The sequence below is a fragment of the Cognatundibacterium rivi genome, from assembly GCF_018139565.1.
Classification (GTDB): domain Bacteria; phylum Pseudomonadota; class Gammaproteobacteria; order Burkholderiales; family Burkholderiaceae_D; genus Undibacterium; species Undibacterium rivi.
On sequence record NZ_JAGSPK010000002.1, the window covers coordinates 264,151 to 289,844 of the forward strand.

Below are 25,694 nucleotides of genomic sequence, written 5' to 3' on the forward strand. Positions count from 1 at the left end.
TTCAAACGCCACTGATCTGATTATGTCTGAAGAATTAATACAACAGCAAGGCCAATCGCCACGTTATGTTGCCCTGATTCCGGCAGCAGGTGTTGGTGCGCGTATGGGCGCGAACTCCCCCAAACAGTATCTGACCATCGCTGGTAAATCCATACTGCAACACACCGTGAACGCGTTTTTGAATTTTCCGGGCATCAGTCATACTTATGTTGTGGTTAGTGAAGATGACGCTGTGGCAGATACATCTTTGCTTGCCGCCGAGCGCATGACTATTTTGCGTTGCGGGGGTGCGACCCGGCGTGACAGTGTGCGGAATGGTCTCGCGTATCTGGCAGATAAGCTCGATGCCAATGACTGGGTACTGGTGCATGACGCCGCCCGACCAGGGCTGACCTCTGCGTTACTGCAGAAATTGATCGACCAGGTGGGCTCAGATGCAGTCGGTGGCTTACTTGCTTTGCCAGTTGTGGATACCGTCAAACGTATTCAGGATGGAAAAGTAGAAACCGTTTCCCGCGAAGGTTTATGGCTAGCCCAGACACCGCAGATGTTCCGTTATGCTTTGCTCTGCAAGGCGCTGGATCAGGCTGAGCAGGTTACCGATGAATCGAGTGCGCTTGAATTAATGGGATATTCACCCGTATTGGTCGAAGGTCACGCCTGTAATCTGAAAGTGACATTGCCCGCAGATCTGATGATGGCGGCGCAATATCTGCAAAGAAATAAATAAATTTGGCAAAGCAGTAAACAGTAAAAACAGTAAAGAGTAGAGAATCAATAAATTGAGGTTGTTTGATGAAAAATAAGATGCGTCCTTTCCGCATAGGGCAAGGTTATGACTGTCATGCGCTGGTATCTGAACGGCGGTTGATCATTGGCGGTGTGGATATTCCGCACACGAAGGGCTTGCTTGGTCATTCGGATGCTGATGTGTTACTGCATGCGATTACCGATGCGATTTTCGGTTCCGTGGCGCTGGGGGATATCGGACGACATTTTCCCGATACCGATTTGCGTTTTAAAGGTGCCGATTCGCGTGTGTTATTACGTGAGGCAGTACAGCGTTTGCATGCGACTGGTTATGTCATCGGTAATCTGGATGCGACCATCATTGCTCAGGCTCCAAAGATGGCGCCGCATATCGCAGCGATGGTCAGAAATATCGCCGAAGACCTGCAGGTGGATGTCAGCCAGGTCAATATCAAAGCCAAGACCAATGAAAAGCTGGGTTACTTAGGACGTGAAGAGGGTATTGCCGCGGAAGCCGTGGTGCTGGTGTTTCATACTGATAGTCAGTAAGCTGTTCGGCTAAAGCTGAAATAGTTGGAATAAAAAAGGAAAACAAAAAATGAAACATGAAAATCTGAAACAACTGCTGGCTGATGCTCATCAACAGTTGGCGGGAACCGAAAAAGTCGATGATGAGTTAAAGGCGTTATTGGAAAACTTAAATCAGGACATTCATCATGTACTGAGTTCCGATCAGGCGCATGATGTTTCCGTGTTTGATACGCTGAGCGAACGCTCTCTGGCGCTGTCGGCAAAATTCGCTGCCGAACATCCTAAACTGGAACCGGTATTGCGTGAATTAGGCTCGATGCTGGCGAAGATCGGCGTTTAAATCCGCTGTCTGCAATAAAAAACAGCCCGCATGTAATAAGCGGGCTGTTTTGATTTAGTTCTCTGGTCTTGTCATGACCCAGTTACCTTTCCTTCCTGTTGTACTGCTCCAGGTTCCACTCAGTTTAATCAGAGATTCTGCTTTTCCTGTAATGCTAATCATCTCAATATTATTTTGTGCTGTGGTTAGTGTAACATTTCCATTGGCGTCAATTTTTCCTTGAAAAACAGGCTTAGGTCTTGTCCCGTTATTCGCAAGAGTGCAACTCATACTGAAGTTGCCATCTGCCGGAATCTGATCCTTTCGCCAGTTTGTTAAATTACTTTGGGGGACAACCATGCAACTCAGGCCTGTTCCACTTGTGTCGCTGAAATCCCAAGGTCCGGCAAATCGCTCCACTGCAGGTGCAGTACTCTTGGATTTAGTTTCATAAGCAATCAACTCCACATTGACGTCATCGTAAGATGGGCTTCCATCCAAAGATGCAGACGATGCGGGTGAGTCATAAAATGTTTCGGTCGTACGAATATTACATTTGACATAAATACCTGTACTTACGTCTCGCCAACAGGTGCGTTCCGATAAAACAGAGGGGCGTTCGCCGGTTGATGTGAACATAGTTTCGGCCGTGGTGAAAACTTCTTTCAAGGTCTTGTGCTTACCTGTGTTAAGAGTGATTTCTTCAATCGCAGTAATTTTCCCAGTGCTTTTTTCTTTGTAAATGTCTGCCCGGTAACCTGGTGTAGCGCAGGTCATCGTTGAGTCGACGTTCCATTGCTGCCCGACGAAATAGGGAGACCTTGCACTGCTCATGCCCGGATCGTAACTGCAGGTATTGTAAAACTTAATGTCAGGTAACTGGATGTAGGACAATCGGAAGCGGTTCGCCACAACACCATCTTTATCCAGTACTTCTGTAAAGTGAGTGCTGTAAGGCCCACTGACGTATATCGCCCGGTTTTGCAATCCTTGCGCATTAGGTGCGGAGTAGATTTCACTTCTGTAATAGGTGTCCCAGGTATTTGCGTAGCGGAAACGATGGGAAACTTTGAATGTATACGTGTCCCCCTCTGCAGCTAACGGCCTTACGTATTGAGTAGATGTTGGGGCAGGGTCCGAAATCGCATTGTTGTTAGTACTTGTTGAACTGCTGCTTCCCCCACCCCCGCAGGACGCGAGTAGACCAATCGTGATAGTGCAGATAAGAGTTTGTTTATATTTCATAGAGTAATAGTTTTTAATTTTTAACTAACTTTCTATTATAACTTTGCCACTTTTGTTAGTAAATTGAAAAAACGTCGCAGTTGTTCAGCTAATGACTTTTATCAAAAACGATTGATACCCGCGGGGAAAAGAGGGGGAGGCTTTCGTGGGCATAGCTGTGCTAAGCCTCTCTAGTACAATAATTGCTTTGTTTGTATCAGTGCATTAAGCAAAAATTGAATTGTCAGTAATGGCCATCGCTTGTTCAAATACACTTGATTTCATTTAAACCAAAGATATGCCATGCGAAATAGCAAGAGCGTAGTTAATCAAACCCGTATTCATCAGGTGGCGCTTCACCTGCGAGGGCGCTGGAATTCCATGGTAAACCTTCGCCTTTGCGTACCAGTTCGTCTGCATATTCATATACATTCGGGCAACCAGTTTCGGCGATCAGCGTTTTGACAATGGTCACTTTCCAGGCATCCACACAGGCGGCCTGAAATTGGCAGACCAGATAGCCAGGTTTGTCGCCGTAAAAATCGACCAGTAAGCCCGGCAACTGATCGGCTTCCGCATTAATCAGTCGTTTTGCGCTGCCCGCTTTGTTTTTGCTTGCGCGCGATTTCGCTAACGCCGCCTGAACCCGACGTTTGATCATGGCGTGATCCACCGCTTCTTTTTCATCGAGCGTCCAGATCCGGGCGCGAATCTGCGATTTCGGGCTCCATCCGGCACGTGCCAGAAATTGGCCGGAAGACGAACGGACCAGCGCCGTTGCGCCGGATTTAATTCGCTCGCCAAATTTACCGTCTATGCGTTCGATGGCTGAAAGATAAATCCAGGGTTGCCCCTCCAGCAATGCTTTTTCTTTACCTTGTTTGATCGTGATGATGAGCATAGCGGTTCCGGATGTGGGTGAAATGAAAGGCGCGGAATATACCCTGTTTGAGCTATTCTTGCTGTGTCTTTTGCGTTACTTTAGCTTCGCAAGGTGTTTGTACATAGTCAGCTAGGTGTTATTTCAGTCGGAAAAGCGCTCTCTGCTACAATACAGCCCCTGATCGGGGTAGGTATGACGGATTTTTATTGCAAATGAGCGTAGTATTTTCCTTGCATGTCTTTAAATCCGCGCTTTCGATGCTATCTGTGCAGCACGCTTACAGCGCCGCCCTTGTTCAAAATTTCACCTACATTTACACAATATACGCCATGCAAATTAAAGCCAACTCCGTTGTCAGCCTGAATTACACGATGTTCAATACGAACGGCGACATCATTGATCAGAACCGTGATCCTATTGTTTATCTGCACGGTGATTACGACAATATTCTGCCCGCCGTTGAAGCCGCGTTGGAAGGCAAGAAGGTTGGCGATAAGGTATCTGTGGTGCTGGCACCGGAAGACGGCTTTGGTGAAATCGAATCCGAATTCGTGCGCGAAGAAGATATCAGCGCATTTCCACCGGATATCGAAGTCGGCATGATGTTTGAAACCCGCGATCCGGAAACTGAAGAAACCATGCAGTTCCGCGTCACGAAGATTGATGCCGGTGTTGTGACTGTGGATGGCAATCATCCGCTGGCGGGCATGACGATACGCTTCGACACGGAAGTGCTGGATATTCGTGAAGCGACTGACGAAGAAATCGTCCACGGTCACGTACACGGCGAACACGGTCACCACCATTAATTCTGGCGACGGATCTGTGCCCGGCGATCCTTGTTGAGAGCCGGTGCAGATCACAGCCTGTCGGCGCAGTTTGCCAGTTTACATATACTCCCCCGGGTATATGTAAACACCCTTGAATAATATAAGGGAAATGCCAGTTTTTGCTGCATACTCCCCAAAAACACCTCATTTTTGGCACTCAGGCGGTATTTTTTTAGGATCAGCAGCCGCTGTCATGCGATGAAGTCGCTGGCGCCTGGTTGCCAGTGTCAGCCGCATTCAGGGGAACGTTGATGTAGCGCTGATGGTCTTGTCAGCGTGAATAAAAGCGTGAAAAAAGCGTGAATAAAAAATGGAAGCGAAAAGCATATGAAAGATTATTACGTCATTCTCGGTATTGCGCCGAATGCGTCATTGTCGGATGTGAAAAAAGCCTTCCGCCAGAAAGCGGCAGAGTTCCATCCTGACAGGAATACATCGGAACTGGCACCAGAAAAATTTCATGCGGTCAAAGAAGCCTACGACATTTTGTCTGACGATGCGGCGCGTGCCGCTTATGATGAAAATCGTCGTCGTAACTTGCTCGATTCTCCGCTGGAAACGGCGACTGACATCTGGAAGCATTATTTATCAGGAGTATTGAAGTGAAATTGTCCCGTTTTTTTGAAGATCTGATGGCGGTGTATAACGCCGAAATCGAAGATCTGAAATCAGATTCCGAAGGCAAAAATGTCCTGAAGGCGCGTCTGCGTGAAAAAGGCGAACAACTGCCTTTGTTGTTGCCGATGATGGAATCGAACCCGGAAATGCTGGCATCGGCCTTCCACATGGGATTTATATTCATGAATCCGCTGGCGCTGGAATCACTGTCGACCCGCGAAGAAGCCAAGCTGCCAACGTGGAAAAGTTTATCCGCTGCCGTCAAACTCGAGCCTTGGGCAGAACCATTGAGCAAGATCGTTTTAAAAGAAGCGGCCGGTGAGAAATTTCTGGTGATTGCGGCAGCGCTCGAATATCTGAATCGCGGCCAGCAAACGCGCAAACACAGCGCCACGAATACACTGGAAGCCGACGACGAAGATAAAGAAATCAACGACGCCGATGAAGAATTGAAAGAAAACGGCGACCTCGATGGAAACTACGGTCGCCACGGCCGCGACGACGGCGATGATGGTGACGATTACGACCTTGACGAAGCAGGCGCAGACTGGCTGGCTGAACAAGGTTTTGACCGCAAAGACTAAGGATAAAACATGAGCTTACCTGCATTAATTGAAGCGCAAAACCTGATCATGGCGGGCGATATCGCCGGTGCCGAATTCGCATTGGCTAACATCGCAGAAACAGAAGGCGACAAGGCGCTGGTCGCCGCACTGGATGATTTTCCGGCCAAAGATTTACTGGCGATTATCCGCGAATACGACGCGTCCAAAGAGTCGTTGGTGAATTTGCTGGTGACGCCGGAACAATTCGCACAAGCGGTTGTGCTGGAGCGCCGTTATGGCGATCAGACGCATGAGCAATTACGCGGCATGATCAATTCCGTTATTTTCCGTGAAGGCGCTGATCCTGCAGAATTTTTGTACGAAATCGCCGAAGTCGACGGTGGCTACGATGCGCTGGTTGATTACCTGATGGATCGTGCACCGATGGTCGAGCATTTTTATAAATACGCGACGTTCGATTTATACGAATATGGCGATGGCGCTAAAACCCAGGCGCAGGAAGACGATCTGATGAATCTGGATCGGGATACCGAAAGCCTCGCGTCGCCACTTGATATGGCGAATCTGGAAGATCACGACTGGATGCAGGTCACCTATCTGCTGCGTTACGAGTTGCCGGAAATTTTCCGTGAAGTGCTGATGAAGCTGCGCGCTCGCTATAAAGCGTATCTGGCGAGCCAGCAAAGTGATGAGCTTGAAGGCGGCGAGGGCGAGGCAGAAGAAGATGAGCGTCCTAAAAATAATGATGACGGTGACGACAAGGATGACGAAGAATCCGCGCTGTAATTTGCTGTCGGCATTCTGAATCAATGCAGAGCGCGGCGATCGTGTTCTGCATTTTTTGTTAGTTTCCCTAATTCCGGTAAGTTGCTTGCGCCAATGTGCGTCAGCTGCGAGTAAAAAGCGAGTGAAGATACGATGACAGCCTCTGTTTACGATATTGCCCTGATTGATAACCGGCCATTTTTTGAGTCAGCATTACGCTATGGCGTACAAAAAGCCATCATCGCCAGCAGCAAGATTGCAGCGATCGAAACCGAAGCGCCGAAAGGCATGGTGCAGATTGCGGAAGCGTTTGGTAGTAAATATCTGCGCCCGGAAATTGAATTGGCACGCAAGCGCATCGTCAATCTGGCGAGCCTGTATCTGATCGAGACATCGAAAGGCGATCTCGAACTGGCGGCCAAACTGATTCGTGACAATACTTTCCTGAGCCTGTCGCGTGGCGGCTCCGGCTTGTTGAAAGCCTTATTTGCGATGCCGGAATATGCCTTGCTCGGCCGCGAAACCAAAGGCAAGGTCGAAGATTTTCTGGATGCCTGGTCGCTCAAAGAGAAACCGCAGGAATACCGCAATGCGCTCGAACACCGCCAGCTCAATGCGCTGGAAATTCAGGCTGGATACTGGTTTGGCGAATGGCTGGGGCTGACGCCATCGTATCTGCAGGATGAAGATGTGGAAGCCGTGGGCGTGGTTCGCACCGCCTTGCTGGCACAAATGTTTGGCGGCCCTGATGCCACGATCGAAAATCAGATTCAATTTGCAACCTTGCTGGAAACAATACGTGCGATGACACCGGCAAAACGTAATAAAGCGCTGGCATCAGCTGATTTGTCTGAAGTGCCACCCGCCTTTTTGCCAGTGGTGCAGCGGGTGATCGACGAAATCAAACAACACGATTTACCCTTGCTGCAAAACAAAACAACGCCGCTGGCGCAACTGGTGTTTGCACTGAAAGAGCGTTATTACCTCGGCGATCATGAAATCGAAGATACCTCAGAATACGATGCGTTGGTATCCAAAGAATGGACGCGCCTGACCAAAGGCAAGATAGACGTTGATTCGCTGATGACCCTGTTTTTATGTATCTCAGCCGGTGTTCCGCCCAAAACCACGCTGACAGAAAAAGCCGCAAAAACCATCATCAAACAATTCCGCAACGATGGCTTTGATCACGCGCTGGCGACTGCCTGGATCAAAGAATCGGCACCGCATGAAAAGCAGGAAGGCTTGCTGGAAGACTGGGACAATTTCGTCGAAGAAGCCAATCAATACCTGCTTGATGACTGGGACACCTACCTGACTGGTGCGATCCGTTTCCTGACGATGCACTGCCATATTCAGAAGGCGGGGAAATAAGTTGCTCAAATCTTTGGTAAAAAAGGAATTTGAGCTTTCATCGGAGTGATGATTTATTAGTACTTTTTGGGTTTATGGGTTTAGAGTGTGTTCATTAGCGAAATTTAGTGCGGGATTCAATGTGTGTGGGTAATTTTTACTGTTTCGCGTTGAAATTTATTTTTGCTGAATCTAAAACAAACATTTATGACTTCTAATGCTGACGAAGGTGCTCGTAAATACGGTCATCAATCTGAATTGATTGATGAGTTTGATTTGCTTCTCGGTAGATCCATTCGGACTTTTCAAGGGTTGGAACAAACAATTGAACATAGGCTTCTTCAATTGGCCGCCGCCAGTTCAAAACCCCGCGGTGAAGTGGTCGAGCTTCTGAGAATAGCGATTGCTGAAGCCCCTTTTCGTACCAAACGGCGATTGCTGGAGATGCAGATAAGTTACCTCCCATCAAGACCAGAGTATAAAAAGTGTTGTGAATTGCAAAAAACAAAGGCTGCACTTGAGCTTGAAATGAAACATGCCAATTCAGAAATTAAACGAATTGGACGTCTTGAGGACAGTAGAAATAAATTTGTTCATTCTCACTGGTTTGTTCTCGGTCAGCCTGAAGACAGTACCGATATTATTCCTGTTTTACGATCGAAGACGAAAGCTCACCCCCAAAATCCTCCACACGTACTGGAAGAATTTTCAGCAAAAAATTTTCGTAAATTTCTGTTAGATGTAGAGGGGGTTGATAAACAATTGTCGCAAGCGACGGGAAGGCTCTTAGGCCTATTGGGCTACGACGAAGATAAAAAAATACCGAAAGCTTGAAACAAATTGCTAGCGGGTTATGTTTAGATGCTGCCAGACTCATCTTTACTCATTTAGTAATAGAGACGCGACGCGTAACCTGAGACCCAAAAGGGCGACTTCGACAGTCGCCCATTTTTTTGTTCGAGTTGCTTACAAACTCAATTCCAGCACCTGACGGCTGACATCGAGCGTGACGTCGCGTTTTTCGCCGATGGTCAGCATGCGGTGAGATTCCAGTGCGGCGATGATGGGGGATATATCGTCTGCGCCGAGTTTGTAATCGCTGAGGCGGGTTTTGACGCCCATTTGCTCAAAGTAATCCTGCATGCGGCTGATCGCGCTGTCGACGCGGCTGTCTTCGCTGCCTTCGCGGATATCCCAGACGCGCTCAGCGAATTGCAGCAACTTCGCGCGTTTGCCTTCTTTGCGCACACGCAGCATACTCGGCAAGACGATAGCCAGTGTCTGGGCGTGGTCTATGCCATGCAGGGCAGTCAGTTCGTGGCCTATCATGTGGGTCGCCCAGTCTTGCGGTACGCCGGTAGAAATCAGACCATTCAAGGCCATCGTGGCGCACCACATCAGATTCGCACGCACGTCGTAATCTTCTGGATTAGCGAGGGCTTTCGGGCCTTCTTCGATCAGCGTTTTGAGCAGGCCTTCGGCAAAGCGATCTTGCACCGGCGAGTTGACCGGATAGGTCAGGTACTGTTCCATTACGTGCACAAACGCATCGACCGCGCCGTTGCCGATCTGGCGTACTGGCAGGGTGTAAGTCGTGGTGGGGTCGAGAACCGAAAATTTCGGGAAACAATGACGGCTGCTGAATGCGAGTTTGGCTTTGATCGATTGACGGGTGACGACGCCGCCATCATTCATTTCTGAGCCTGTCGCCGGTAAAGTCAGGATGCTGCCGAACGGCAGGGCTTTGGTCACATTGCGGCCATGTTTTTCCATAATCGCCCACGGATCGCCGCCTTCAAATAAGGCTGCCGCTGCGATGAATTTGGTGCCGTCAATCACTGAGCCGCCGCCGACCGCCAGCAGGAAATCAATATTGCCTTGTTTGATAACGTCGACGGCTTTCATCAGCGTTTCATAACTTGGATTGGGCTCGATGCCCGCAAATTCGGTGATGCTGCGGTTGCCGAGTGCGGCGATGACCTGATCGAACACGCCGTTTTGCTTGATGCTGCCACCACCGTACAGCAACAATACTTTGGCATCTGCCGGTATGGCTTGATGGATGTCGGCAATACGGCCTTTGCCGAACAGGATGTGAGTCGGATTGTAGAAATCGAAATTCAACATGGGCGTCTCCTTGAGAAAGTCTTATCTTAGCGTAAATTCAAAAAATAGATCGGTCGTTCGCAATTAACTGGCAAGGAACAGAAATACCGTCGGTTTTTTATGGAAATCCGGGCTCTGACCAGCGGCGATGCGCTTTTTCCATTCTGCCGCGGTGCGCGTCTGTATCGATTCGGTTGGCAATGTCAGATCGGTGGCAACGCAAATCAGGCTTTGTGCCTGACATTGGTTTGCCAGCGCTTCCAGCATGGCGGCGTTGCGATACGGCGTTTCTATCAACAATTGCGTTTGCCTTTCTTTGCGCGAACGGTCTTCCAGCTCTTTGATACGTTTTGCGCGTAACGTGGCATCGGTTGGCAAGTAGCCGTGAAAGGCGAAGCTCTGACCATTCAAGCCGCTGCCCATCAACGCCAGCAACAAGGATGAGGGGCCGACCAGCGGGCGAACTGTGATGTTGCGCTGATGCGCGAGTCGTACCAGATTCGCGCCAGGATCGGCAACAGCGGGAACGCCAGCCTCAGAAATCAGGCCGACATCATGGCCTTGCAATAAGGGTTGCAGCAGACCTTCGAGTGCCTGCACTGGCGTATTCACGTTGAGTTCGCTGATCTGTATATCCTGCATTGCGAGCTTCAGAGGATGATGCTGACCGAGAAATTTAAGGTAGGCGCGGGTGGTTTTAGCATTCTCCGCAACGAAATGACCGAGCTGCGCGGACATCGCTTGCACGGTATCGGGAATGATTTTCGCCAGCAAACCGTCTTGCTGGCCTTCATTGTAGCCCAGTGTGTTGGGGATGAGGAATAGTGTGCCTGTCATGGGGAAGTCTTTTAATGAAACTAAAAATATCGTTGAAAATGGAGCTGAAAATAGGCCGGTGTGATTAGATTTGAGTCTGAGCAGAACGGTCGTGGTAACGATATAGCGCTTGTTTATACCGTTCTGCCATGGCGACACTTAACTGTGTACTTAACTGCGTACTTAACTAAAACAGGCTTATCGGCGTCATTTTGTGCTTGTAAATACTGGGGGGGAGTATCTTTTTACGCCCTTGTTTTACGCTGACAATAAGGCAAAAAAGGCAGATACTCCCCAAATTTTGCTAAAAACAGGGCATTTTTTGGTGCTTAGCGATAAAACTGAACGCCAGCCTTGCGCAGCATGTCGGTCAACGCAATCAAAGGTAATCCTGTCAGTGCGGTCGGATCATCGCTTTGTATCGACGCTAAGATGCTGATGCCGAGCGCTTCGTTTTTTGCGCTGCCCGCGCAATCGTAGGGTTGCTCTATGCGCAAATAGGCATCGAGTTCTGCATCCGGTAAATCGCGGAAACGTACGACGGTTTGCACGTTGCGCAATTGTACCGCTGGCTGCGCGCCGGAGCGGGTGTCCAGCAGACATAATGCGGTATGGAAAACAACTTCTTTGCCGCGCATCAGTTGCAATTGCTTTAAGGCGCTGGCATGATCGCCGGGCTTGCCGATGTGGATGCCATTCAGTGTCGCTACCTGGTCAGAGCCGATAATGAGCGCATTTTCTGCGAAATCTGCTGCGGACGATGTCAGTTGCTTCGCGATGGCTTCGGCTTTTTGTTGTGCCAGCCGCAGGGCAGTGGCTTCTGGTATTTCGCCATGTCGCGCAGTTTCATCGATATCCGGCACCCTCGACTCGAAGGGGATTTGCAGCCGGGCTAATAATTCGTGGCGATAGACCGAGCTGGATGCGAGAATCAGGCGTGGGTTGGAATTGAAGTGTGGTGAGTCAGGCTGGTGTTTGAGCATATTCAGGGAAATCAGCGGTAAATAACCGGCATAAGTCGTTTTGGCTTAAAAAATGCCTGTAAGCCTTTGACTAACAAGGCCGAGTGCTGTTATTATCGCAGGTTTTCTGGGTTCAAATAATCCTATGCAAGCTTTTGTGATTGACGCTTTCGCGTATTGTCGGCTCGAAGAGCAACGTTCAGGAAGCATTTTAGTCGCAGATTTACCCCGGCTTTCAGGCGAGAGTGCAAACACCGATGGTGCGTTGAACTGGTCTTTGTCTGGCGGTAAAGATGCACTGGGTCATCCACGGCTGGTATTAAGTGTGACTGGCAGCGTGAATCTGATGTGCCAGCGCTGCCTGACACCATTTGCATATGAAATTGACTCTGAATCTGTATTGATACTCGCCAAAAACGAAGAAAATGCTGATGAAATTGACGCATTGCTTGATGATGACGAGGTCGATGTTGTAGTAGGCAGCAAAACATTTGATGTCAATGATTTGATCGAAGATGAAGCGCTGCTCGCAATACCCCAATCGCCCAAACATGCAGTATGCCCGGATGTATCGATGGCTTCAGCAAGTACTACTGCAGCGATGGAAGCAGAAGTCAGTAAAAAAGAATCACCTTTTGCTGTGTTGAAGAAAATTAGTGGGCGTACCTAGTGGCATTATTCTGAAAAAACACTCAGGTCGAAGTATTGTTAGGGATTCTTGGTTGGCGATGTTCGCATTACTATGTGTGCGCATTCTTTAGCCAGGTGTGTAAATTTTTAGAAACATTTTTTGAAGTATTAGGAGTTATCATGGCAGTTCAGCAAAATAAAAAGTCCCCATCCAAGCGTGGCATGCACCGTTCCCACGATTTCCTGACTGCACCACAGTTAGGTATCGAGCCAACAACTGGTGAGACACATATGCGTCACCACATCAGCCCTAACGGCTTTTACCGTGGTCGTAAAGTATTGAAAACTAAGAACGACGAGTAATCTCTGTTCTTGTTAAAGGAAGCGGCGTGACGAGTCTCGTACTTGGCGCCGCTTTTTTTATGCCTGTTTTTCCTGAATTCCGGTGTTCAGAGTTGTCTGTTCCCTGATTTTATAAACACGTTTTCGGATCCAGACTGATTTTCTCTGTTTTTTCTTTTTTTCATTTCTGCGTGAAAATGGAATTGACGGAAATTACCTCTTCGTTTGGTACACTAGTCGTTTCGGATCGAAGTTTAGTAACACTACATGACAATAAAAATTTCCATAGACTGCATGGGTGGCGATCATGGCCCGTCAGTTACAGTGGCGGCGGCGGTTGCTTTCGCTCATCGCGAGCCTGATGTTGAATTTCTGCTGGTCGGACTTGAATCGGTTATCCAGGCTGAACTTAAAAAGAATCATGCTGAACATCATCCACGCATGAAAATTATCCACGCCACCGAAGTGGTGGAAATGGATGACCCTATTGAGATTGCGCTGCGTCGTAAAAAAGATTCTTCGATGCGTGTTGCGGTCACGCAGGTAAAAGACGGACATGCACAAGCCTGCGTTTCAGCTGGCAATACCGGGGCTTTGATGGCGGTGTCGCGCTATGTCCTGAAAACCATGCAGAGCGTGGATCGCCCTGCGATCAGCGGCATGCTGCCAAATCAAAAAAATCTGCCAACTTATATGCTGGATCTCGGCGCGAACGTCGATTGCGAGCCTTTGCATTTGCATCAGTTTGCGATTATGGGATCAGCTTTGGTGTCTGCACTGGAAGGTAAGGAAAGGCCAAGCATTGGCCTGCTGAACGTCGGCGAAGAGGATATCAAGGGTAACGATGTCGTTAAAAAAACCGCGCAATTGCTGCGGGCTGATCATGAGCGTGGTCTGTTGAATTTTTATGGCAACGTCGAGGGTAATGATATATTCAAAGGCACGACCGACATTGTGGTGTGCGATGGTTTCGTCGGTAATGTGACCTTGAAAGCAGCCGAGGGTATGGGGCGCTTTGTGAAAACGACCCTGACAGGCGCGTTTAAGAGTAATCCATTGAACATGTTGGGTGCGCTGATTGCGCGCGGTGCTTTAAAGTCGATTTCGCAGACGATGAACCCTTCCAATTACAATGGCGGTTGTTTACTTGGTTTGCGCGGCCTGGTTTTTAAAAGCCATGGCAGTGCAGATAAATATAGCTATGAGTGGGCAATACAGCGCGCATTTGATGCGGCAAAAAATGATGTCCTGACTCGTATTTCTAATTCGATGGCGAAACTCATGCCAGTGGCAGACCTGGCTTCGCCCGAATATAATAATGACCTGATGGCAAAATAAGCGCATGACAATTTTTAGTAAAATCATAGGTACTGGCAGCTATCTGCCAGCAAAAAAAGTCAGTAACCAGGAATTGGCTGACCAGTTGGCCAAAAAAGGGATAGAAACTTCTGATGAGTGGATCGTTTCCCGCAGCGGCATTTCTTCGCGGCATTATGCTGATGATGGAGAGAAGTCCAGCGATATGGGTGTCGCAGCAGCCAAAAAAGCGCTGGAAGCAGCGAAGCTGACGCCGAACGATATCGACCTGATTATTCTGGCGACCTCGACTCCCGATTTCATTGGTGGATTCCCTAGTACCGCCTGTGTGGTGCAGAATAAACTGGGACTGACTAATGGCGCGCCTGCGATGGATGTGCAGGCCGTTTGCAGTGGCTTCATGTATGGAATGTCGATTGCAGACAGCATGATTAAATCCGGTGCGCATAAAAATGTACTGGTGATCGGTGCTGAAGTGTTTTCCCGTATTCTGAATTTTGATGACCGCACCACTTGTGTGTTGTTTGGTGACGGCGCCGGTGCGGTGGTAATGAGTGCGTCGAATGAGCCCGGGGTGCTGGCGACCAAGTTGCATGCCGATGGCGGATACGCAGATATTTTGTCCGTACCGGGCACGGTGCAGGACGGAGCCATTGCCGGTAGCGGTTATTTGCAGATGGATGGTCAGGCCGTCTTTAAATTGGCGGTATCTGTTTTAGAAAAAGTGGCTAATGAAGCGTTAGCACAGGCTGGCTTGAACGCAGAAGATATCGATTGGTTGATTCCTCATCAGGCGAATCTGCGCATCATGCATAGCACTGCCAAGAAAATGCGCTTGCCTTTGGATAAGTTGGTCGTGACGGTTGATCAGCATGGTAATACATCAGCGGCGTCTGTTCCTTTGGCGCTGGATCAGGCTGTGCGCGATGGCAGAATACAGTCTGGCCACAAAATATTATTAGAAGGTGTCGGTGGCGGATTTACCTGGGGTGCCGCCATTGTGCAGATGTAGCAATCAACATAACCAGAGAGACATAGATAATATGACCCAATTTGCATTTGTATTTCCAGGTCAGGGCTCGCAGGCGATCGGCATGCTGAATGGCTTTGCTGATAATCCTGTGGTTCAGCAAACGATCACTGAGGCATCTGATGCCTTGCAGTTTGATCTGGGGAAGCTGATTTCCGAAGGTCCGAAGGAAACACTTGATTTAACAACGAATACGCAGCCAGTGATGTTAACTGCAGCGGTTGCCTGCTACCGCGCCTGGATTGCTGCTGGTGGTGCTGTGCCTAAATTGGTTGCAGGCCATAGCCTTGGTGAATATTCGGCATTAGTGGCTGCAGGTGTGATTGCATTTAAAGATGCCGTGCCTCTGGTACGGTTTCGTGCGCAGGCAATGCAAGATGCAGTGCCTGTTGGTAAGGGCGGGATGGCAGCGATTCTTGGCTTGAGCGATGAAGATGTCATTGCTGCGTGTCGTGAAGCTGCTGAAGGGGAGGTTGTTGAGGCAGTGAATTTCAACGCACCGGCGCAAGTAGTGATTGCAGGCAGTAAAGCGGCTGTTGAGCGTGCCTGTGAAATTGCTAAAGCGAAAGGTGCCAAGCGCGCTCTGACGCTGCCTGTTTCCGCACCATTTCACTCGTCCTTACTCAAGCCCGCATCCGATAAGCTGCGTGAATACATGGCTGGAATCGCATTTTCTGCGCCAGCAATTCCGCTGATTAATAACGTCGATGTTGCGATCGTGACTGATCCTGCGCTGATTAAGGACGCACTGGTTCGGCAGGCCGCGAGTCCGGTTCGTTGGGTTGAAACCATTCAGGCAGTACATGCAAGTGGTATCCGCAATGTCATTGAATGTGGCCCTGGTAAGGTGCTGGCTGGTTTGACAAAGCGTATTAATGCAGATCTGATCGGTGACGCAATTTACGATCAGGCTACTCTGGAAAAAGTATTGGAATCTTTAAAATGACCCGACAATTAGAAAATCAAGTCGCTTTGGTGACCGGCGCGTCGCGCGGTATTGGTAAGGCAATCGCTATTGCATTGGCACAGGCTGGCGCAAAGGTCATTGGTACTGCAACCACAGAAGCAGGCGCCGAGGCGATTTCTGCATATCTTGCTGATGTTGCTCACGGTGCGGGCAAGGGCGTTGCGTTCAATGTAAATGATGTTGAGCGCTGTACATCGCTGGTGGATGAAATTCAGAAGGAATACGGCAGTTTGTCAATTCTCGTTAATAATGCGGGAATTACCCAGGATCAACTGGCGATGCGTATGAAAGAAGAGGATTGGGATAGCGTCATCACAACCAATCTGAATTCGGTGGCGCGTTTATCCCGTGCAGTGTTGCGCGGCATGATGAAAGCAAAACATGGCCGCATCATTAATATTACGTCTGTGGTTGGTTCGTCCGGCAATCCGGGCCAAATGAACTATGCTGCGGCGAAGGCGGGTGTGGCTGGCATGAGTCGTGCATTGGCGCGTGAGATCGGTAGCCGTAACATTACAGTTAACTGTATTGCTCCCGGATTTATCGATACTGATATGACAAAGGCACTGACGGATGAGCAAAAGGCGGCAATTTTGGTGCAAATCCCGATGGCGAAACTTGGCCGTCCGGAGGATATTGCAGCAGCAACGGTCTTTTTGGCGTCGCCAGATGCGGGTTATATTACTGGTACGACCCTTCACGTTAATGGCGGGATGTACCTTGCATAATTTATTTGACGATAGTTGGCGGTAATTTCTGCGAAAATAACAGGAGTTATTGCTAAAATCGTCAGGCTTGCTTTTTTTGCGTACAAACCTGCTAAAATGCGCGCACTTTCTGTAAGCCCTTATTTTTGATTTTTTCACTGGAGATACACATGTCCGATATCGAACAACGCGTTAAGAAAATCGTCGCTGAACAACTGGGCGTCGCTGAAGCTGACATCAAAATTGAATCCTCTTTCGTTGATGATCTGGGTGCTGATTCCCTTGATACCGTTGAACTGGTGATGGCACTCGAAGACGAATTCGAAATGGAAATCCCTGACGAACAAGCTGAAAAAATCACAACTGTGCAACAAGCGATTGATTACGCTACTGCACACGTTAAGGCCTAATTCTGTTACCACGTTTTTAAATCCAGGAGAAGCGCTTGAGTCGTACGCTTAAACGTCGTGTCGTTGTAACCGGACTTGGATGTATCTCGCCCATAGGCAATTCGATTGCTGCCGCGTGGGATGCTGCAAAGGCCGGCAAATCTGGTATCGCTACGATCACCAAATTTGATGCAACTCCCTTTTCCACGCATTTCGCTGGAGAAGTGAAGGACTTCAATGTCGAGGATTACATCCCGGCAAAAGAAGCTCGTAACATGGACACTTTCATCCATTTCGGCATTGCCGCTGGGATGCAGGCGTTTCAGGACAGCGGAATGGTTGTTACCGAAGAGAATGCCGAGCGTATCGGTGTTATCGTCGGTTCTGGTATCGGTGGCTTGCCGCTGATCGAGGCAACGAAAGAAACCTTGATTGAACGTGGCCCACGCCGTATCAGCCCGTTTTTCGTGCCAGCGTCTATCATCAACATGATTTCGGGTAATTTATCGATCAAATATGGCTTGAAAGGGCCAAATCTGGCGATAGTTACTGCATGTACGACTGGTCTGCATTGTATAGGTCAGGCTGCACGCATGATTGAATACGGTGACGCAGATGCGATGATTGCCGGTGGTGCAGAGTCAACGATTTCTCCGTTAGGTTTGGGCGGCTTTGCGTCAGCGCGGGCGCTTTCTTCCCGTAATGATGATCCGGCAACCGCCTCTCGCCCGTGGGACAAAGACCGTGATGGCTTTGTACTTGGCGAAGGTGCTGGCGTCATGATGCTGGAAGAATATGAGCATGCGAAGGCGCGTGGTGCAAAAATTTATGCGGAAGTGATCGGCTTCGGTATGAGTGGTGATGCATATCACATTACTTCACCTAGCATGGACGGTCCACGTCGCAGCATGATTAACGCAATGAAAAATGCGGGTATTAATGCTGATCAGATTGATTATCTGAATGCACATGGTACGTCGACGCCGTTGGGTGATAAAAACGAGACGGATGCGATTAAGGCCACATTTGCAGACCATGCATATAAATTAACGGTGAATTCCACTAAATCCATGACGGGGCATTTGCTCGGTGGTGCAGGCGGTATTGAATCTGTATTTACGGTATTGGCGCTGCATAATCAGGTGTCGCCGCCGACAATTAATATTTTTAATCAAGATCCTGAGTGTGATCTCGACTATTGTGCAAACGTAGCCAGGGATATGAAAATTGATTATGCAATGAAGAATTCGTTTGGTTTTGGCGGTACCAACGGAACTTTGATTTTCGCAAAAATATAATTCATCAGCACATTAGAAAAAGGCACTTTGTTTCTTTGAAATGAAGTGCCTTTTTTGTTTATATGACGATATCCGTTCGGGTCACCATTAAACCATCAAGGCTGCTGCTATATCTGCTTTGCCTGATGGTCGTACTCGCAAACATAGGCTGGTATTTATTTCTGTTAAATATAGGATTGCCATCTATCTCATTTGTAATTGCGGTAGCTGGTTTTGCAATCGTGTGTGTTCTGTCGCTGATCGTAGCGAGGTCAAGAAGCCGTGTCTCAGATCTTAATGTATTAAAGAGTGGCGATATTTTTCTTCAGATAGCAGGGCAGATTGATTCAGCGAAGCTTGTTAAGTTGCATCGCAGTAGTGTCATTTGGCAGTATGTGATGGCTTTATGTTTTGTTTCCGATGATGGAAAAATTCACCGTATTCTTATCTTGCCGGATTCCGTTAGCCTTACAGCGTTTCATCGATTGCGGGTGGCTCTGCTATGGATACTGATGCATCATGACAAAGCAACTGCAAGGAATGCGAATGGGGCTGGGAACTTTTAACATGGATACTCACTCATACGCATAGACATTGATGCTGAGTGCCGTTGTGCACATTAAACTAAAAATAATATTTATCAAAAACGGGATGATTGAGTGACGACAGAGCGCGAGATAGACCAGATATTGGTTGAGCGCGTGCAGCGTGGAGATAAAAAGGCATTTGAGCTTCTGGTTTCCAAATACCAACGGAAACTAATGCGGCTCGTGTCTCGTCTCATCTATGATCAGGCTGAGGCAGAAGATGTGGTGCAGGAGGCATTTATAAAAGCCTATCGGGCTTTACCTAATTTTCGTGGAGATTCAGCTTTTTATACCTGGCTTTACCGGATAGGCATTAACACTGCAAAAAACTATCTGGTCACACAGGGGCGCAGGGCGCCGACGTCAACCGATGCTGATGTCGATGAAGCTGAAACTTTTGTTGATGCAGACGGACTAAGAGATATCAATACGCCTGAATCTTTATTGGCAAGTAAGCAGATTGCGGAAACCGTTAATGCAGCGATGTCTTCTTTGCCTGAAGAATTAAGGAATGCAATCACTCTACGAGAGATTGAAGGTTTGAGTTACGACGAAATTGCCGACGTGATGTTGTGCCCGATTGGCACTGTACGCAGCAGAATATTTCGTGCCCGCGAGGCGATTGCGGAACGATTGAGGCCGATTTTAGGAACGAATCTGGATCAGCGTTGGTAGTTGATGTCAGATAATGAATTGAACAGGCATGATTTTTGTAGAAATATGATGACCGAAACCAGGAAAAACGAAAACATATCAGCATTGCTTGATAGCGAGATAGACGATGTCGCGCTGGATGCCATACTTGCAGATATGGATTCGACGGAAAGCAAAGATGTTTGGGGGCTCTATCATCACATAGGTGATGTGTTGCACTCAGATGATCTTGCCAGGCCGTTAAGCGCAGATTTTAATCAGCGCTTTGCAGCACGCTTTGCCAGCGAACCAGCTATTTTGATGCCAAAGATGCATGTTAAGAATGAGACGAAAGAGTCGGATAAACCGCAATATCTTCGCTCATACCTGTCCGTTGCGACTGCTGCAGTAGCGGCTTTGTTTGCGTTCGTATTTGTGCCGCAGTTGTTGCAGTTAAATCAAAATCAGGTGCAGACAGTACAGGTATCTGATAGTGGTTCACCAAAATCAGCAAACAGACTACAACTGGCGTCAGCGTCGGTGACGCCTGATTTGTCAACGCAGGAGCCTGCACAAGTTGAGCCGGCAGTGGAATCATCTAAGCAGATGAATGAACGTCAGACTGCACCGATCGAAATGTTGCGTGATCCCAGAATTGATAGCTATCTGATTGCACATCAAAAATTTTCCCCGGCAATTAGTGCTGGTACGCAGTATGTTACCCGGGCGAATGCAGTTTCTGGCCCAGCGGAGAAGTAAGGATTATGTTGTTTTATCGTTTCCGATGGTCAGTTTTACTGATGGGTCTGTGCGTTATCGGTCGCTCAGTTTATGCGGCAGGGCAGGTTGCAGCAGACGATCAGAAGACAGCACAGGAAGTATTAAAGAAAATTCAGACCTCGGCACAAAATCTGAATTATTCAGGTACGTTCGTTTATCAGCAAGCTAGTCAGATCAGAACTTCTAAAATCACGCATTATGTCGATGAGCATGGTGAGTTGGAAAAACTGGAAATTCTGGATGGCAAACCGCGTGAATATATTCGCAAAGGTGATGAGGTATCTTGCTATCTTCCTGAGAGTAAAACGATACAGATCGAAAAAAATGTGACGCAAGAAGTTTTCCCTGCCTTGCTGACTCAGAATGCATCGTCACTGCCAGACAATTACACTATAAAAAAAGCCGACCTGAATCGTGTTGCCGGACTTACATGTCAGACCTATTTGTTGCAGCCGAAAGATGCGTATCGCTACGGCTATCGTCTTTGTGCGGAAAAACAATCCGGACTGCTTTTACGTGCGCAGACAGTGAATGCCAAGAATGACGTTATCGAGCAGATCGCTTTTACAGAGTTGAAGCTGAACGATATTGATAAAAATAAATTGAAACCCAGCTTTCAAAATATCTCGCGCTGGCATATTGAAAACTTAACGGTGCAATCCAATATCAATTCCGGCTGGGTAGTCAGATCGCTGCCAGCCGGGTTTCGTAAAACCAAGGAAATGAAGCGTGTGATTCCTGCTCCTCCGACGTCGGCAGGGAGCAAATCCGGCGCCTCGCACCAGGTCATACAAATGATATTTTCTGATGGTCTGGCCGCTATTTCCGTATTTATAGAACCCGATAGTGAGAGCCGTACTGAAGGTAGTTTGCAGCAAGGCGCAATGACTATTATGGGAAAACGACAAGGTGCTTATTGGCTGACTGTCGTTGGTGAAGTTCCTGCAACAGCGATTCAACAAGTGATGAACTCGATTGAGTTTAAAACCAAGTAACAATCTAAGTAAGTGAGTGACCCCATGAAAACAAAAAAACTTTTTCCTTTAGAAAAATTGATTTCCACGATAGCGATCAGTGCTTGCGTGGGTTTTGTGGCGCCCCTGGCGGTGAATGCTATCCCTGTCGCCCAGGCAGCGTCCGCAGTCACAGGTCTGCCTGATTTTACTGAGTTGGTCGAAAAGACCGGACCGGCCGTTGTCAACATCCGTACTACTGAAAAAATGCAACAGGCTCAGGGAATGAACGGAATGGAAGATGAGCAGATGCAGGAATTCTTCCGCCGCTTCTTCGGAATGCCTATTCCTAAGCAGGCACCAGCACCGAAAGGACGCAAACAGGTACCGCAACAAGAAGAGGAAGTTCCTCGTGGCGTTGGCTCAGGTTTTATCATTTCACAGGATGGTTATGTGTTGACCAATGCACACGTGATTGATGGTGCGACAGATGTCTACGTTAAACTGACAGACAAGCGTGAATTCAAAGCGAAAGTCATAGGCAGTGATAAACGCACAGACGTCGCAGTATTGAAAATTGAGGGCACGAAATTACCGAAATTGACCATAGGTGATTCAGACAAAATCAAGGCTGGCGAATGGGTGATTGCGATTGGCTCACCATTTGATCTGGATAATACTGTGACTGCGGGGATTATTTCTGCCAAGGCACGTGATACAGGTGATTATTTACCTTTAATTCAGACCGACGTTGCGGTGAATCCCGGTAATTCAGGCGGCCCATTAATCAATATGCGGGGCGAGGTTGTTGGTATCAATTCACAAATTTATAGCCGTTCCGGCGGTTATATGGGCATCTCGTTTGCGATTCCGATCGATGAAGCAATGCGTGTTGCTGATCAATTGAAAGGCACGGGCAAGGTAACCCGGGGCCGTATTGGTGTGCAGATCGGCGAAGTCTCTAAAGATGTGGCCGATTCCATTGGCTTACAAAAGGCACAGGGAGCACTCGTTGTCCGAATTGAAGCCGGCACCCCTGCAGAAAAAGCCGGATTGCAGGATGGTGATGTGATTCTGAAATTCAATGGACAAGCGGTTGAAAAATCAACTGATCTGCCACGCATTGTCGGTGCGACCAAACCTGGCTCGAAAGCAACGATGACAGTCTGGAGAAAAGGGGCAATTCGTGAAATGACGATTACTGTCGCTGAAATGGAGCAGGACAAAGTTGCTCAGAAAGCCGAGAAAAAGGCGAAAAAAGAGCAGACTAATTTCCTTGGACTTGCCGTTGGCGATTTGAGCGATGCGCAGAAAAAAGAATTGCCAGCAGGAGGCGTTGTAATTGAGTCTGCTGATGGTGCCGCCGCTGCCGCTGGTTTGATGCAAGGCGATATTATTCTGACATTAAATAATGTTGATGTGAAAGATGCAAAACAATTCACCAGCATGGTTGCAAAACTGGATACGAAGAAAACAGCGGTTGTTCTGGTTCGTCGTGAAAATATCTCCCAGTTTATTCCGATTAAACCGCAAGCTAAATAAATTCAGCCTGTTAAATCCGGCATATAAAAAAGCTGCTCCTTAAAACGGGCAGCTTTTTTTATAAATATTGCTCGCACCTTTATGGATGGCGGTGCTGTGGACTTATAATGCGCTACTTTATTTATGTCGCCTTATTTATGATCGCTTTCACACTGTACTCACGAAGTTATTGCCATCTGTGTGATGACATGCGGGAGCAATTGCAGGCTTACTCTCTACACCATCAGTTTTCTGTTGATGTCATCGATGTCGATGCTGATGCGGAGTTGCTTCATTTGTATGATGAGCTGGTTCCGGTGTTGATTGGTCAAAAGCCCGGTCATCCAGCGCAAGAAATTTGTCATTATTTTTTAGATCAGGATGCTTTAAAGGCATTTTTTCAGGCTTGATATGCAAGAAAATTTAGATTTGTTTGTGTACGATGGCGAGTGGATTTGCGGTGTGGATGAAGCCGGTCGTGGGCCATTGGCTGGACCAGTGATGGCGGCAGCAGTGATTCTTGATCCTGAGCATCCGATTGACGGCTTACGTGATTCTAAAAAACTTAGCGAGGCGCGACGGGACGTGCTGGCAGAGGAAATCAAAAAGTATGCGTTAGCATGGTCAGTGGCTGAATGTTCAGAGCAGGAAATTGATGAGTTGAATATTTTGCAGGCAACCATGCTCGCCATGCGCCGCGCGGTTGAGGGCTTGGCGATCACGCCAACACTCGCGTTAATTGATGGGAATCGTTGTCCGGTGATGTCCATCAGATCAGAAGCGATAGTGAAAGGCGATGATAAGGTGGCGGCAATTTCTGCCGCATCCATTCTTGCGAAAACAGCACGAGATCACGCTCTGTACCAACTGCATCTGACTTATCCGCAATATGCGCTGGATCAGCATAAAGGTTATCCGACCGCCTTACACCTTGAACGATTACGCGAACATGGCGTTGCACCAATTCACCGTAAATCCTACGCGCCTGTGAAGGCTTTATTGAAATGAAACAAATTACTTCGCGCGAGAATTCTTTATACAAAGAATTAAAATTATTAGCGACCAGCTCGCAGGTCAGACGTAAAGCCGGGCGCACTTTACTTGATGGGGTACATTTGTGTGAAGCCTATCAGCAGCATCTTGGCTCCCCTGAGTTATGCATCGTCTCCGATGTCGCGTTAAACGATCCGGAAGTGAGTAAATTACTGGAATTGTGCGAGTCTCAGCATATTCAGTGTATAAGCTTACCGGCCAATCTGTATCAGGCCGTCAGTCAGGTCGAGCATGGTGTAGGTATTATGTTTCTCGTTAATACACCTAGTCCTGTGTTGCCCGAACATGTTTCGGAAAACTCGGTTGCTCTTGACGGTTTGCAAGACCCAGGAAATCTGGGCTCGATTTTACGGAGCGCTGCTGCAGCCGGAATTAAAAACGTTTTTTGCAGTTCCGGCACCGTATTCGCATGGTCTCCTAAAGTCATGCGGGCAGGTATGGGAGCACATTTTTTGCTCAATATTTTTGAAAATGTTGACCTCGACACTGTTTTGCAAAATGCACATGTCCCGGTATTTGCGACGAGCTCACACACACAAACCACGATATATCAGGCAGATCTGGCACAGCCATTGGTCTGGTTATTCGGACATGAAGGACAAGGTGTTTCGGATAAACTGATGGCATTGGCAAACATGACCGTTACCATACCTCAGCAAGCGGCCATTGAATCATTAAACGTCGCCGCAAGTGCGGCAATCTGCTTTTTTGAGCAAGTACGCCAACAATCTTTCCAGTGAAATAAAAATCCCGGCCGTGCGCTGGGATTTCTTCAGACATCTGATCTGACAGCGCGGCAATGCAGCCGCCTATCATTAATACAATTTAGTATCGCCTTTAATTTCTTGCAAAATTGTCGTTGATATTTCCTCAATGGATTTGGTTGTCGAAGATAGCCAGCGTATGCCTTCACGCTTCATCATCGCTTCAGCTTCATTCACTTCATAGCGACAATTTTCTATCGACGCATACTTACTGCCTGGCCGACGCTCATTCCGGATTTCTGACAGCCGTTCCGGTGTGATGCTGAGTCCGAATAACTTATGACGGAATTCCGGTAGTGCACTTGGCATTTTTCCACGCTCGAAATCATCGGGGATCAGTGGGTAATTGGCGGCCTTGATTCCATACTGCATCGCCAGATACAAACTGGTCGGCGTTTTCCCTGAGCGTGAGACACCTACCAGAATGACATCGGCGGCAGCCAGATTTTTATGCGATTGCCCATCGTCATGTGTTAGTGAAAAATTAATCGCCTCTATGCGATTTTTGTATTCTTCTGAGTCTGTGATGTTATGGCTACGGCCTATCGTATGCGTGGATTTAACCCCTAATTCTTGCTCCAAAGGTGAAACAAAGGTTTGAATTAAATCCATATGCAAGCCTTTGGATTTAAATACGATGGTAGCGAGTTCCTTTTTGACCAGCGTGGAAAACACGATGGGTCTATTACCGTCAAGGGCAAATGCATCATTGATGCGGCGTACGGCGTCATGTGCTTTGTCGACACTATCGATAAATGGCAGGCGAATCTGGCGAAATTTGAGGTCAAACTGGGTTAAAACAGAATGCCCGAATGCTTCAGCAGTAATTCCTGTACCGTCAGAAACGAAGTAAACAGTACGGTTTGCCGACGGCAAATTTGGGTTAGAGAAATCAGGCATAAGGTCGATCGTGTAAGTTTAAGTGAAATTGTGGCATATCGATCCAACAAAAAAGTAGGCAATTTCTTTTGCCACATAGCTCAATTTTGCGAGACACAATGTAAAATGCGTTAACAGGATA

The 25,694-nt window shown here is 47.9% G+C and carries 31 protein-coding genes; 25 read left to right on the forward strand and 6 right to left on the reverse strand.

Annotated elements, in window-relative coordinates:
* The first annotated feature begins 22 nt into the window (after positions 1-22).
* The 3 genes from ispD to KDM87_RS05555 all read left to right on the forward strand — a co-directional run bounded on the left by ispD (position 23) and on the right by KDM87_RS05555 (position 1,621).
* Complete coding sequence (ispD, locus tag KDM87_RS05545) at positions 23-730, forward strand: 2-C-methyl-D-erythritol 4-phosphate cytidylyltransferase (protein WP_212678158.1); 708 nt, start codon at positions 23-25, stop codon at positions 728-730.
* A gap of 65 nt (positions 731-795) precedes the next feature.
* The gene (ispF, locus tag KDM87_RS05550; RefSeq protein ID WP_230407607.1) at positions 796-1,299 is read left to right on the forward strand and encodes a 2-C-methyl-D-erythritol 2,4-cyclodiphosphate synthase; all 504 of its coding nucleotides are present in this window, start codon (positions 796-798) and stop codon (positions 1,297-1,299) included.
* Between the two features lie 49 nt (positions 1,300-1,348).
* Positions 1,349-1,621 (forward strand): DUF4404 family protein, encoded by a 273-nt coding sequence (locus KDM87_RS05555; RefSeq protein WP_212678159.1) that lies wholly within the window; start codon positions 1,349-1,351, stop codon positions 1,619-1,621.
* Between the two features lie 54 nt (positions 1,622-1,675).
* Here the strand turns inward: KDM87_RS05555 and KDM87_RS05560 are convergent, their stop codons facing one another.
* Entirely contained in the window at positions 1,676-2,845 is a 1,170-nt protein-coding gene (locus KDM87_RS05560) for a hypothetical protein (RefSeq protein WP_212678160.1), read from the reverse strand.
* Positions 2,846-3,149: 304 nt separating this feature from the next.
* The gene (locus KDM87_RS05565; RefSeq protein ID WP_212678161.1) at positions 3,150-3,725 is read right to left on the reverse strand and encodes an SAM-dependent methyltransferase; all 576 of its coding nucleotides are present in this window, start codon (positions 3,723-3,725) and stop codon (positions 3,150-3,152) included.
* 311 nt (positions 3,726-4,036) lie between these two features.
* On the opposite strand from KDM87_RS05565, the gene KDM87_RS05570 reads away from it, so the two are divergent.
* From KDM87_RS05570 to KDM87_RS05595, 6 genes are all read left to right on the forward strand, one after another.
* The gene (locus KDM87_RS05570; protein ID WP_212678162.1) at positions 4,037-4,516 is read left to right on the forward strand and encodes an FKBP-type peptidyl-prolyl cis-trans isomerase; all 480 of its coding nucleotides are present in this window, start codon (positions 4,037-4,039) and stop codon (positions 4,514-4,516) included.
* 348 nt (positions 4,517-4,864) lie between these two features.
* Positions 4,865-5,143: a DnaJ domain-containing protein gene (locus KDM87_RS05575; RefSeq protein ID WP_186885388.1), complete on the forward strand. Its 279-nt coding sequence runs from the start codon at positions 4,865-4,867 to the stop codon at positions 5,141-5,143.
* Complete coding sequence (locus KDM87_RS05580) at positions 5,140-5,739, forward strand: hypothetical protein (RefSeq protein ID WP_212678163.1); 600 nt, start codon at positions 5,140-5,142, stop codon at positions 5,737-5,739. The genes KDM87_RS05575 and KDM87_RS05580 overlap by 4 nt, the downstream gene beginning before the upstream one ends.
* Before the next feature lie 9 nt (positions 5,740-5,748).
* Complete coding sequence (locus KDM87_RS05585; RefSeq protein WP_212678164.1) at positions 5,749-6,507, forward strand: hypothetical protein; 759 nt, start codon at positions 5,749-5,751, stop codon at positions 6,505-6,507.
* Positions 6,508-6,639: 132 nt separating this feature from the next.
* Complete coding sequence (locus tag KDM87_RS05590; RefSeq protein WP_212678165.1) at positions 6,640-7,860, forward strand: hypothetical protein; 1,221 nt, start codon at positions 6,640-6,642, stop codon at positions 7,858-7,860.
* 186 nt (positions 7,861-8,046) lie between these two features.
* Positions 8,047-8,673 carry a hypothetical protein gene (locus tag KDM87_RS05595; protein ID WP_212678166.1) on the forward strand — a complete coding sequence of 209 codons (627 nt, stop codon included), beginning with the start codon at positions 8,047-8,049 and terminating at the stop codon, positions 8,671-8,673.
* A gap of 132 nt (positions 8,674-8,805) precedes the next feature.
* Here KDM87_RS05595 and KDM87_RS05600 read toward each other — a convergent pair whose 3' ends face one another.
* The 3 genes from KDM87_RS05600 to KDM87_RS05610 form a co-directional block, all read right to left on the reverse strand.
* Positions 8,806-9,966, reverse strand: a complete 1,161-nt coding sequence (locus tag KDM87_RS05600) for an iron-containing alcohol dehydrogenase (RefSeq protein WP_212678167.1) — start codon at positions 9,964-9,966, stop codon at positions 8,806-8,808.
* A gap of 63 nt (positions 9,967-10,029) precedes the next feature.
* Positions 10,030-10,782 (reverse strand): SAM-dependent methyltransferase, encoded by a 753-nt coding sequence (locus KDM87_RS05605; RefSeq protein ID WP_212678168.1) that lies wholly within the window; start codon positions 10,780-10,782, stop codon positions 10,030-10,032.
* A 308-nt stretch (positions 10,783-11,090) separates the two neighbouring features.
* Complete coding sequence (locus tag KDM87_RS05610; RefSeq protein WP_212678169.1) at positions 11,091-11,744, reverse strand: Maf family nucleotide pyrophosphatase; 654 nt, start codon at positions 11,742-11,744, stop codon at positions 11,091-11,093.
* Positions 11,745-11,868: 124 nt separating this feature from the next.
* On the opposite strand from KDM87_RS05610, the gene KDM87_RS05615 reads away from it, so the two are divergent.
* From KDM87_RS05615 to KDM87_RS05690, 16 genes are all read left to right on the forward strand, one after another.
* The gene (locus KDM87_RS05615; protein WP_212678170.1) at positions 11,869-12,393 is read left to right on the forward strand and encodes a YceD family protein; all 525 of its coding nucleotides are present in this window, start codon (positions 11,869-11,871) and stop codon (positions 12,391-12,393) included.
* Positions 12,394-12,533: 140 nt separating this feature from the next.
* Complete coding sequence (gene rpmF / locus KDM87_RS05620) at positions 12,534-12,716, forward strand: 50S ribosomal protein L32 (protein WP_212678171.1); 183 nt, start codon at positions 12,534-12,536, stop codon at positions 12,714-12,716.
* 246 nt (positions 12,717-12,962) lie between these two features.
* Positions 12,963-14,033: a phosphate acyltransferase PlsX gene (gene plsX, locus KDM87_RS05625; RefSeq protein WP_212678172.1), complete on the forward strand. Its 1,071-nt coding sequence runs from the start codon at positions 12,963-12,965 to the stop codon at positions 14,031-14,033.
* 4 nt (positions 14,034-14,037) lie between these two features.
* Positions 14,038-15,024, forward strand: coding sequence for a beta-ketoacyl-ACP synthase III (locus KDM87_RS05630; protein WP_212678173.1), 987 nt, complete (start codon positions 14,038-14,040; stop codon positions 15,022-15,024).
* Between the two features lie 31 nt (positions 15,025-15,055).
* Positions 15,056-15,988, forward strand: a complete 933-nt coding sequence (gene fabD, locus KDM87_RS05635) for an ACP S-malonyltransferase (protein WP_212678174.1) — start codon at positions 15,056-15,058, stop codon at positions 15,986-15,988.
* A complete protein-coding gene (fabG, locus tag KDM87_RS05640; protein ID WP_212678175.1) occupies positions 15,985-16,737 on the forward strand; it encodes a 3-oxoacyl-ACP reductase FabG in 753 nt (250 codons plus the stop codon). The genes fabD and fabG overlap by 4 nt, the downstream gene beginning before the upstream one ends.
* Before the next feature lie 149 nt (positions 16,738-16,886).
* Positions 16,887-17,126, forward strand: coding sequence for an acyl carrier protein (gene acpP / locus KDM87_RS05645; protein ID WP_008449912.1), 240 nt, complete (start codon positions 16,887-16,889; stop codon positions 17,124-17,126).
* Positions 17,127-17,161: 35 nt separating this feature from the next.
* A complete protein-coding gene (gene fabF, locus KDM87_RS05650; RefSeq protein ID WP_212678176.1) occupies positions 17,162-18,403 on the forward strand; it encodes a beta-ketoacyl-ACP synthase II in 1,242 nt (413 codons plus the stop codon).
* A 62-nt stretch (positions 18,404-18,465) separates the two neighbouring features.
* Complete coding sequence (locus KDM87_RS05655) at positions 18,466-18,948, forward strand: protein YgfX (RefSeq protein ID WP_212678177.1); 483 nt, start codon at positions 18,466-18,468, stop codon at positions 18,946-18,948.
* A 93-nt stretch (positions 18,949-19,041) separates the two neighbouring features.
* Complete coding sequence (gene rpoE, locus KDM87_RS05660) at positions 19,042-19,644, forward strand: RNA polymerase sigma factor RpoE (protein ID WP_186885374.1); 603 nt, start codon at positions 19,042-19,044, stop codon at positions 19,642-19,644.
* 3 nt (positions 19,645-19,647) lie between these two features.
* A complete protein-coding gene (locus tag KDM87_RS05665; RefSeq protein WP_212678178.1) occupies positions 19,648-20,361 on the forward strand; it encodes a sigma-E factor negative regulatory protein in 714 nt (237 codons plus the stop codon).
* A 5-nt stretch (positions 20,362-20,366) separates the two neighbouring features.
* A complete protein-coding gene (locus KDM87_RS05670) occupies positions 20,367-21,377 on the forward strand; it encodes a MucB/RseB C-terminal domain-containing protein (RefSeq protein WP_230407608.1) in 1,011 nt (336 codons plus the stop codon).
* 24 nt (positions 21,378-21,401) lie between these two features.
* On the forward strand, positions 21,402-22,877 hold the full coding sequence (locus KDM87_RS05675; RefSeq protein ID WP_212678179.1) for a DegQ family serine endoprotease: 1,476 nt from the start codon (positions 21,402-21,404) through the stop codon (positions 22,875-22,877).
* 107 nt (positions 22,878-22,984) lie between these two features.
* The gene (locus KDM87_RS05680) at positions 22,985-23,266 is read left to right on the forward strand and encodes a glutaredoxin family protein (protein ID WP_230407609.1); all 282 of its coding nucleotides are present in this window, start codon (positions 22,985-22,987) and stop codon (positions 23,264-23,266) included.
* A gap of 1 nt (position 23,267) precedes the next feature.
* Positions 23,268-23,864 carry a ribonuclease HII gene (gene rnhB, locus KDM87_RS05685; protein WP_212678180.1) on the forward strand — a complete coding sequence of 199 codons (597 nt, stop codon included), beginning with the start codon at positions 23,268-23,270 and terminating at the stop codon, positions 23,862-23,864.
* Positions 23,861-24,649: a TrmH family RNA methyltransferase gene (locus KDM87_RS05690; protein ID WP_212678181.1), complete on the forward strand. Its 789-nt coding sequence runs from the start codon at positions 23,861-23,863 to the stop codon at positions 24,647-24,649. The genes rnhB and KDM87_RS05690 overlap by 4 nt, the downstream gene beginning before the upstream one ends.
* 75 nt (positions 24,650-24,724) lie before the next feature.
* Here the strand turns inward: KDM87_RS05690 and ppsR are convergent, their stop codons facing one another.
* The gene (ppsR, locus tag KDM87_RS05695) at positions 24,725-25,573 is read right to left on the reverse strand and encodes a posphoenolpyruvate synthetase regulatory kinase/phosphorylase PpsR (RefSeq protein WP_212678182.1); all 849 of its coding nucleotides are present in this window, start codon (positions 25,571-25,573) and stop codon (positions 24,725-24,727) included.
* Positions 25,574-25,694 lie beyond the last annotated feature (121 nt).

What these genes read in the sequence shown, in the direction of transcription:
- KDM87_RS05665 (WP_212678178.1), top strand. Translation starts at nt 19,648, where the DNA reads ATGTCAGATAATGAATTGAACAGGCATGATTTTTGTAGAAATATGATG.
- KDM87_RS05630 (WP_212678173.1), top strand. Translation starts at nt 14,038, where the DNA reads ATGACAATTTTTAGTAAAATCATAGGTACTGGCAGCTATCTGCCAGCA.
- KDM87_RS05615 (WP_212678170.1), top strand. Translation starts at nt 11,869, where the DNA reads ATGCAAGCTTTTGTGATTGACGCTTTCGCGTATTGTCGGCTCGAAGAG.
- KDM87_RS05600 (WP_212678167.1), bottom strand. Translation starts at nt 9,966, where the DNA reads ATGTTGAATTTCGATTTCTACAATCCGACTCACATCCTGTTCGGCAAA.
- KDM87_RS05605 (WP_212678168.1), bottom strand. Translation starts at nt 10,782, where the DNA reads ATGACAGGCACACTATTCCTCATCCCCAACACACTGGGCTACAATGAA.
- KDM87_RS05560 (WP_212678160.1), bottom strand. Translation starts at nt 2,845, where the DNA reads ATGAAATATAAACAAACTCTTATCTGCACTATCACGATTGGTCTACTC.
- KDM87_RS05680 (WP_230407609.1), top strand. Translation starts at nt 22,985, where the DNA reads ATGCGCTACTTTATTTATGTCGCCTTATTTATGATCGCTTTCACACTG.
- KDM87_RS05690 (WP_212678181.1), top strand. Translation starts at nt 23,861, where the DNA reads ATGAAACAAATTACTTCGCGCGAGAATTCTTTATACAAAGAATTAAAA.
- acpP (WP_008449912.1), top strand. Translation starts at nt 16,887, where the DNA reads ATGTCCGATATCGAACAACGCGTTAAGAAAATCGTCGCTGAACAACTG.
- ppsR (WP_212678182.1), bottom strand. Translation starts at nt 25,573, where the DNA reads ATGCCTGATTTCTCTAACCCAAATTTGCCGTCGGCAAACCGTACTGTT.
- rpmF (WP_212678171.1), top strand. Translation starts at nt 12,534, where the DNA reads ATGGCAGTTCAGCAAAATAAAAAGTCCCCATCCAAGCGTGGCATGCAC.
- ispF (WP_230407607.1), top strand. Translation starts at nt 796, where the DNA reads ATGAAAAATAAGATGCGTCCTTTCCGCATAGGGCAAGGTTATGACTGT.
- ispD (WP_212678158.1), top strand. Translation starts at nt 23, where the DNA reads ATGTCTGAAGAATTAATACAACAGCAAGGCCAATCGCCACGTTATGTT.
- KDM87_RS05670 (WP_230407608.1), top strand. Translation starts at nt 20,367, where the DNA reads ATGTTGTTTTATCGTTTCCGATGGTCAGTTTTACTGATGGGTCTGTGC.
- fabD (WP_212678174.1), top strand. Translation starts at nt 15,056, where the DNA reads ATGACCCAATTTGCATTTGTATTTCCAGGTCAGGGCTCGCAGGCGATC.
- KDM87_RS05575 (WP_186885388.1), top strand. Translation starts at nt 4,865, where the DNA reads ATGAAAGATTATTACGTCATTCTCGGTATTGCGCCGAATGCGTCATTG.
- KDM87_RS05595 (WP_212678166.1), top strand. Translation starts at nt 8,047, where the DNA reads ATGACTTCTAATGCTGACGAAGGTGCTCGTAAATACGGTCATCAATCT.
- rnhB (WP_212678180.1), top strand. Translation starts at nt 23,268, where the DNA reads ATGCAAGAAAATTTAGATTTGTTTGTGTACGATGGCGAGTGGATTTGC.
- KDM87_RS05570 (WP_212678162.1), top strand. Translation starts at nt 4,037, where the DNA reads ATGCAAATTAAAGCCAACTCCGTTGTCAGCCTGAATTACACGATGTTC.
- plsX (WP_212678172.1), top strand. Translation starts at nt 12,963, where the DNA reads ATGACAATAAAAATTTCCATAGACTGCATGGGTGGCGATCATGGCCCG.
- KDM87_RS05655 (WP_212678177.1), top strand. Translation starts at nt 18,466, where the DNA reads ATGACGATATCCGTTCGGGTCACCATTAAACCATCAAGGCTGCTGCTA.
- KDM87_RS05675 (WP_212678179.1), top strand. Translation starts at nt 21,402, where the DNA reads ATGAAAACAAAAAAACTTTTTCCTTTAGAAAAATTGATTTCCACGATA.
- KDM87_RS05585 (WP_212678164.1), top strand. Translation starts at nt 5,749, where the DNA reads ATGAGCTTACCTGCATTAATTGAAGCGCAAAACCTGATCATGGCGGGC.
- KDM87_RS05555 (WP_212678159.1), top strand. Translation starts at nt 1,349, where the DNA reads ATGAAACATGAAAATCTGAAACAACTGCTGGCTGATGCTCATCAACAG.
- KDM87_RS05590 (WP_212678165.1), top strand. Translation starts at nt 6,640, where the DNA reads ATGACAGCCTCTGTTTACGATATTGCCCTGATTGATAACCGGCCATTT.
- fabG (WP_212678175.1), top strand. Translation starts at nt 15,985, where the DNA reads ATGACCCGACAATTAGAAAATCAAGTCGCTTTGGTGACCGGCGCGTCG.
- KDM87_RS05610 (WP_212678169.1), bottom strand. Translation starts at nt 11,744, where the DNA reads ATGCTCAAACACCAGCCTGACTCACCACACTTCAATTCCAACCCACGC.
- KDM87_RS05565 (WP_212678161.1), bottom strand. Translation starts at nt 3,725, where the DNA reads ATGCTCATCATCACGATCAAACAAGGTAAAGAAAAAGCATTGCTGGAG.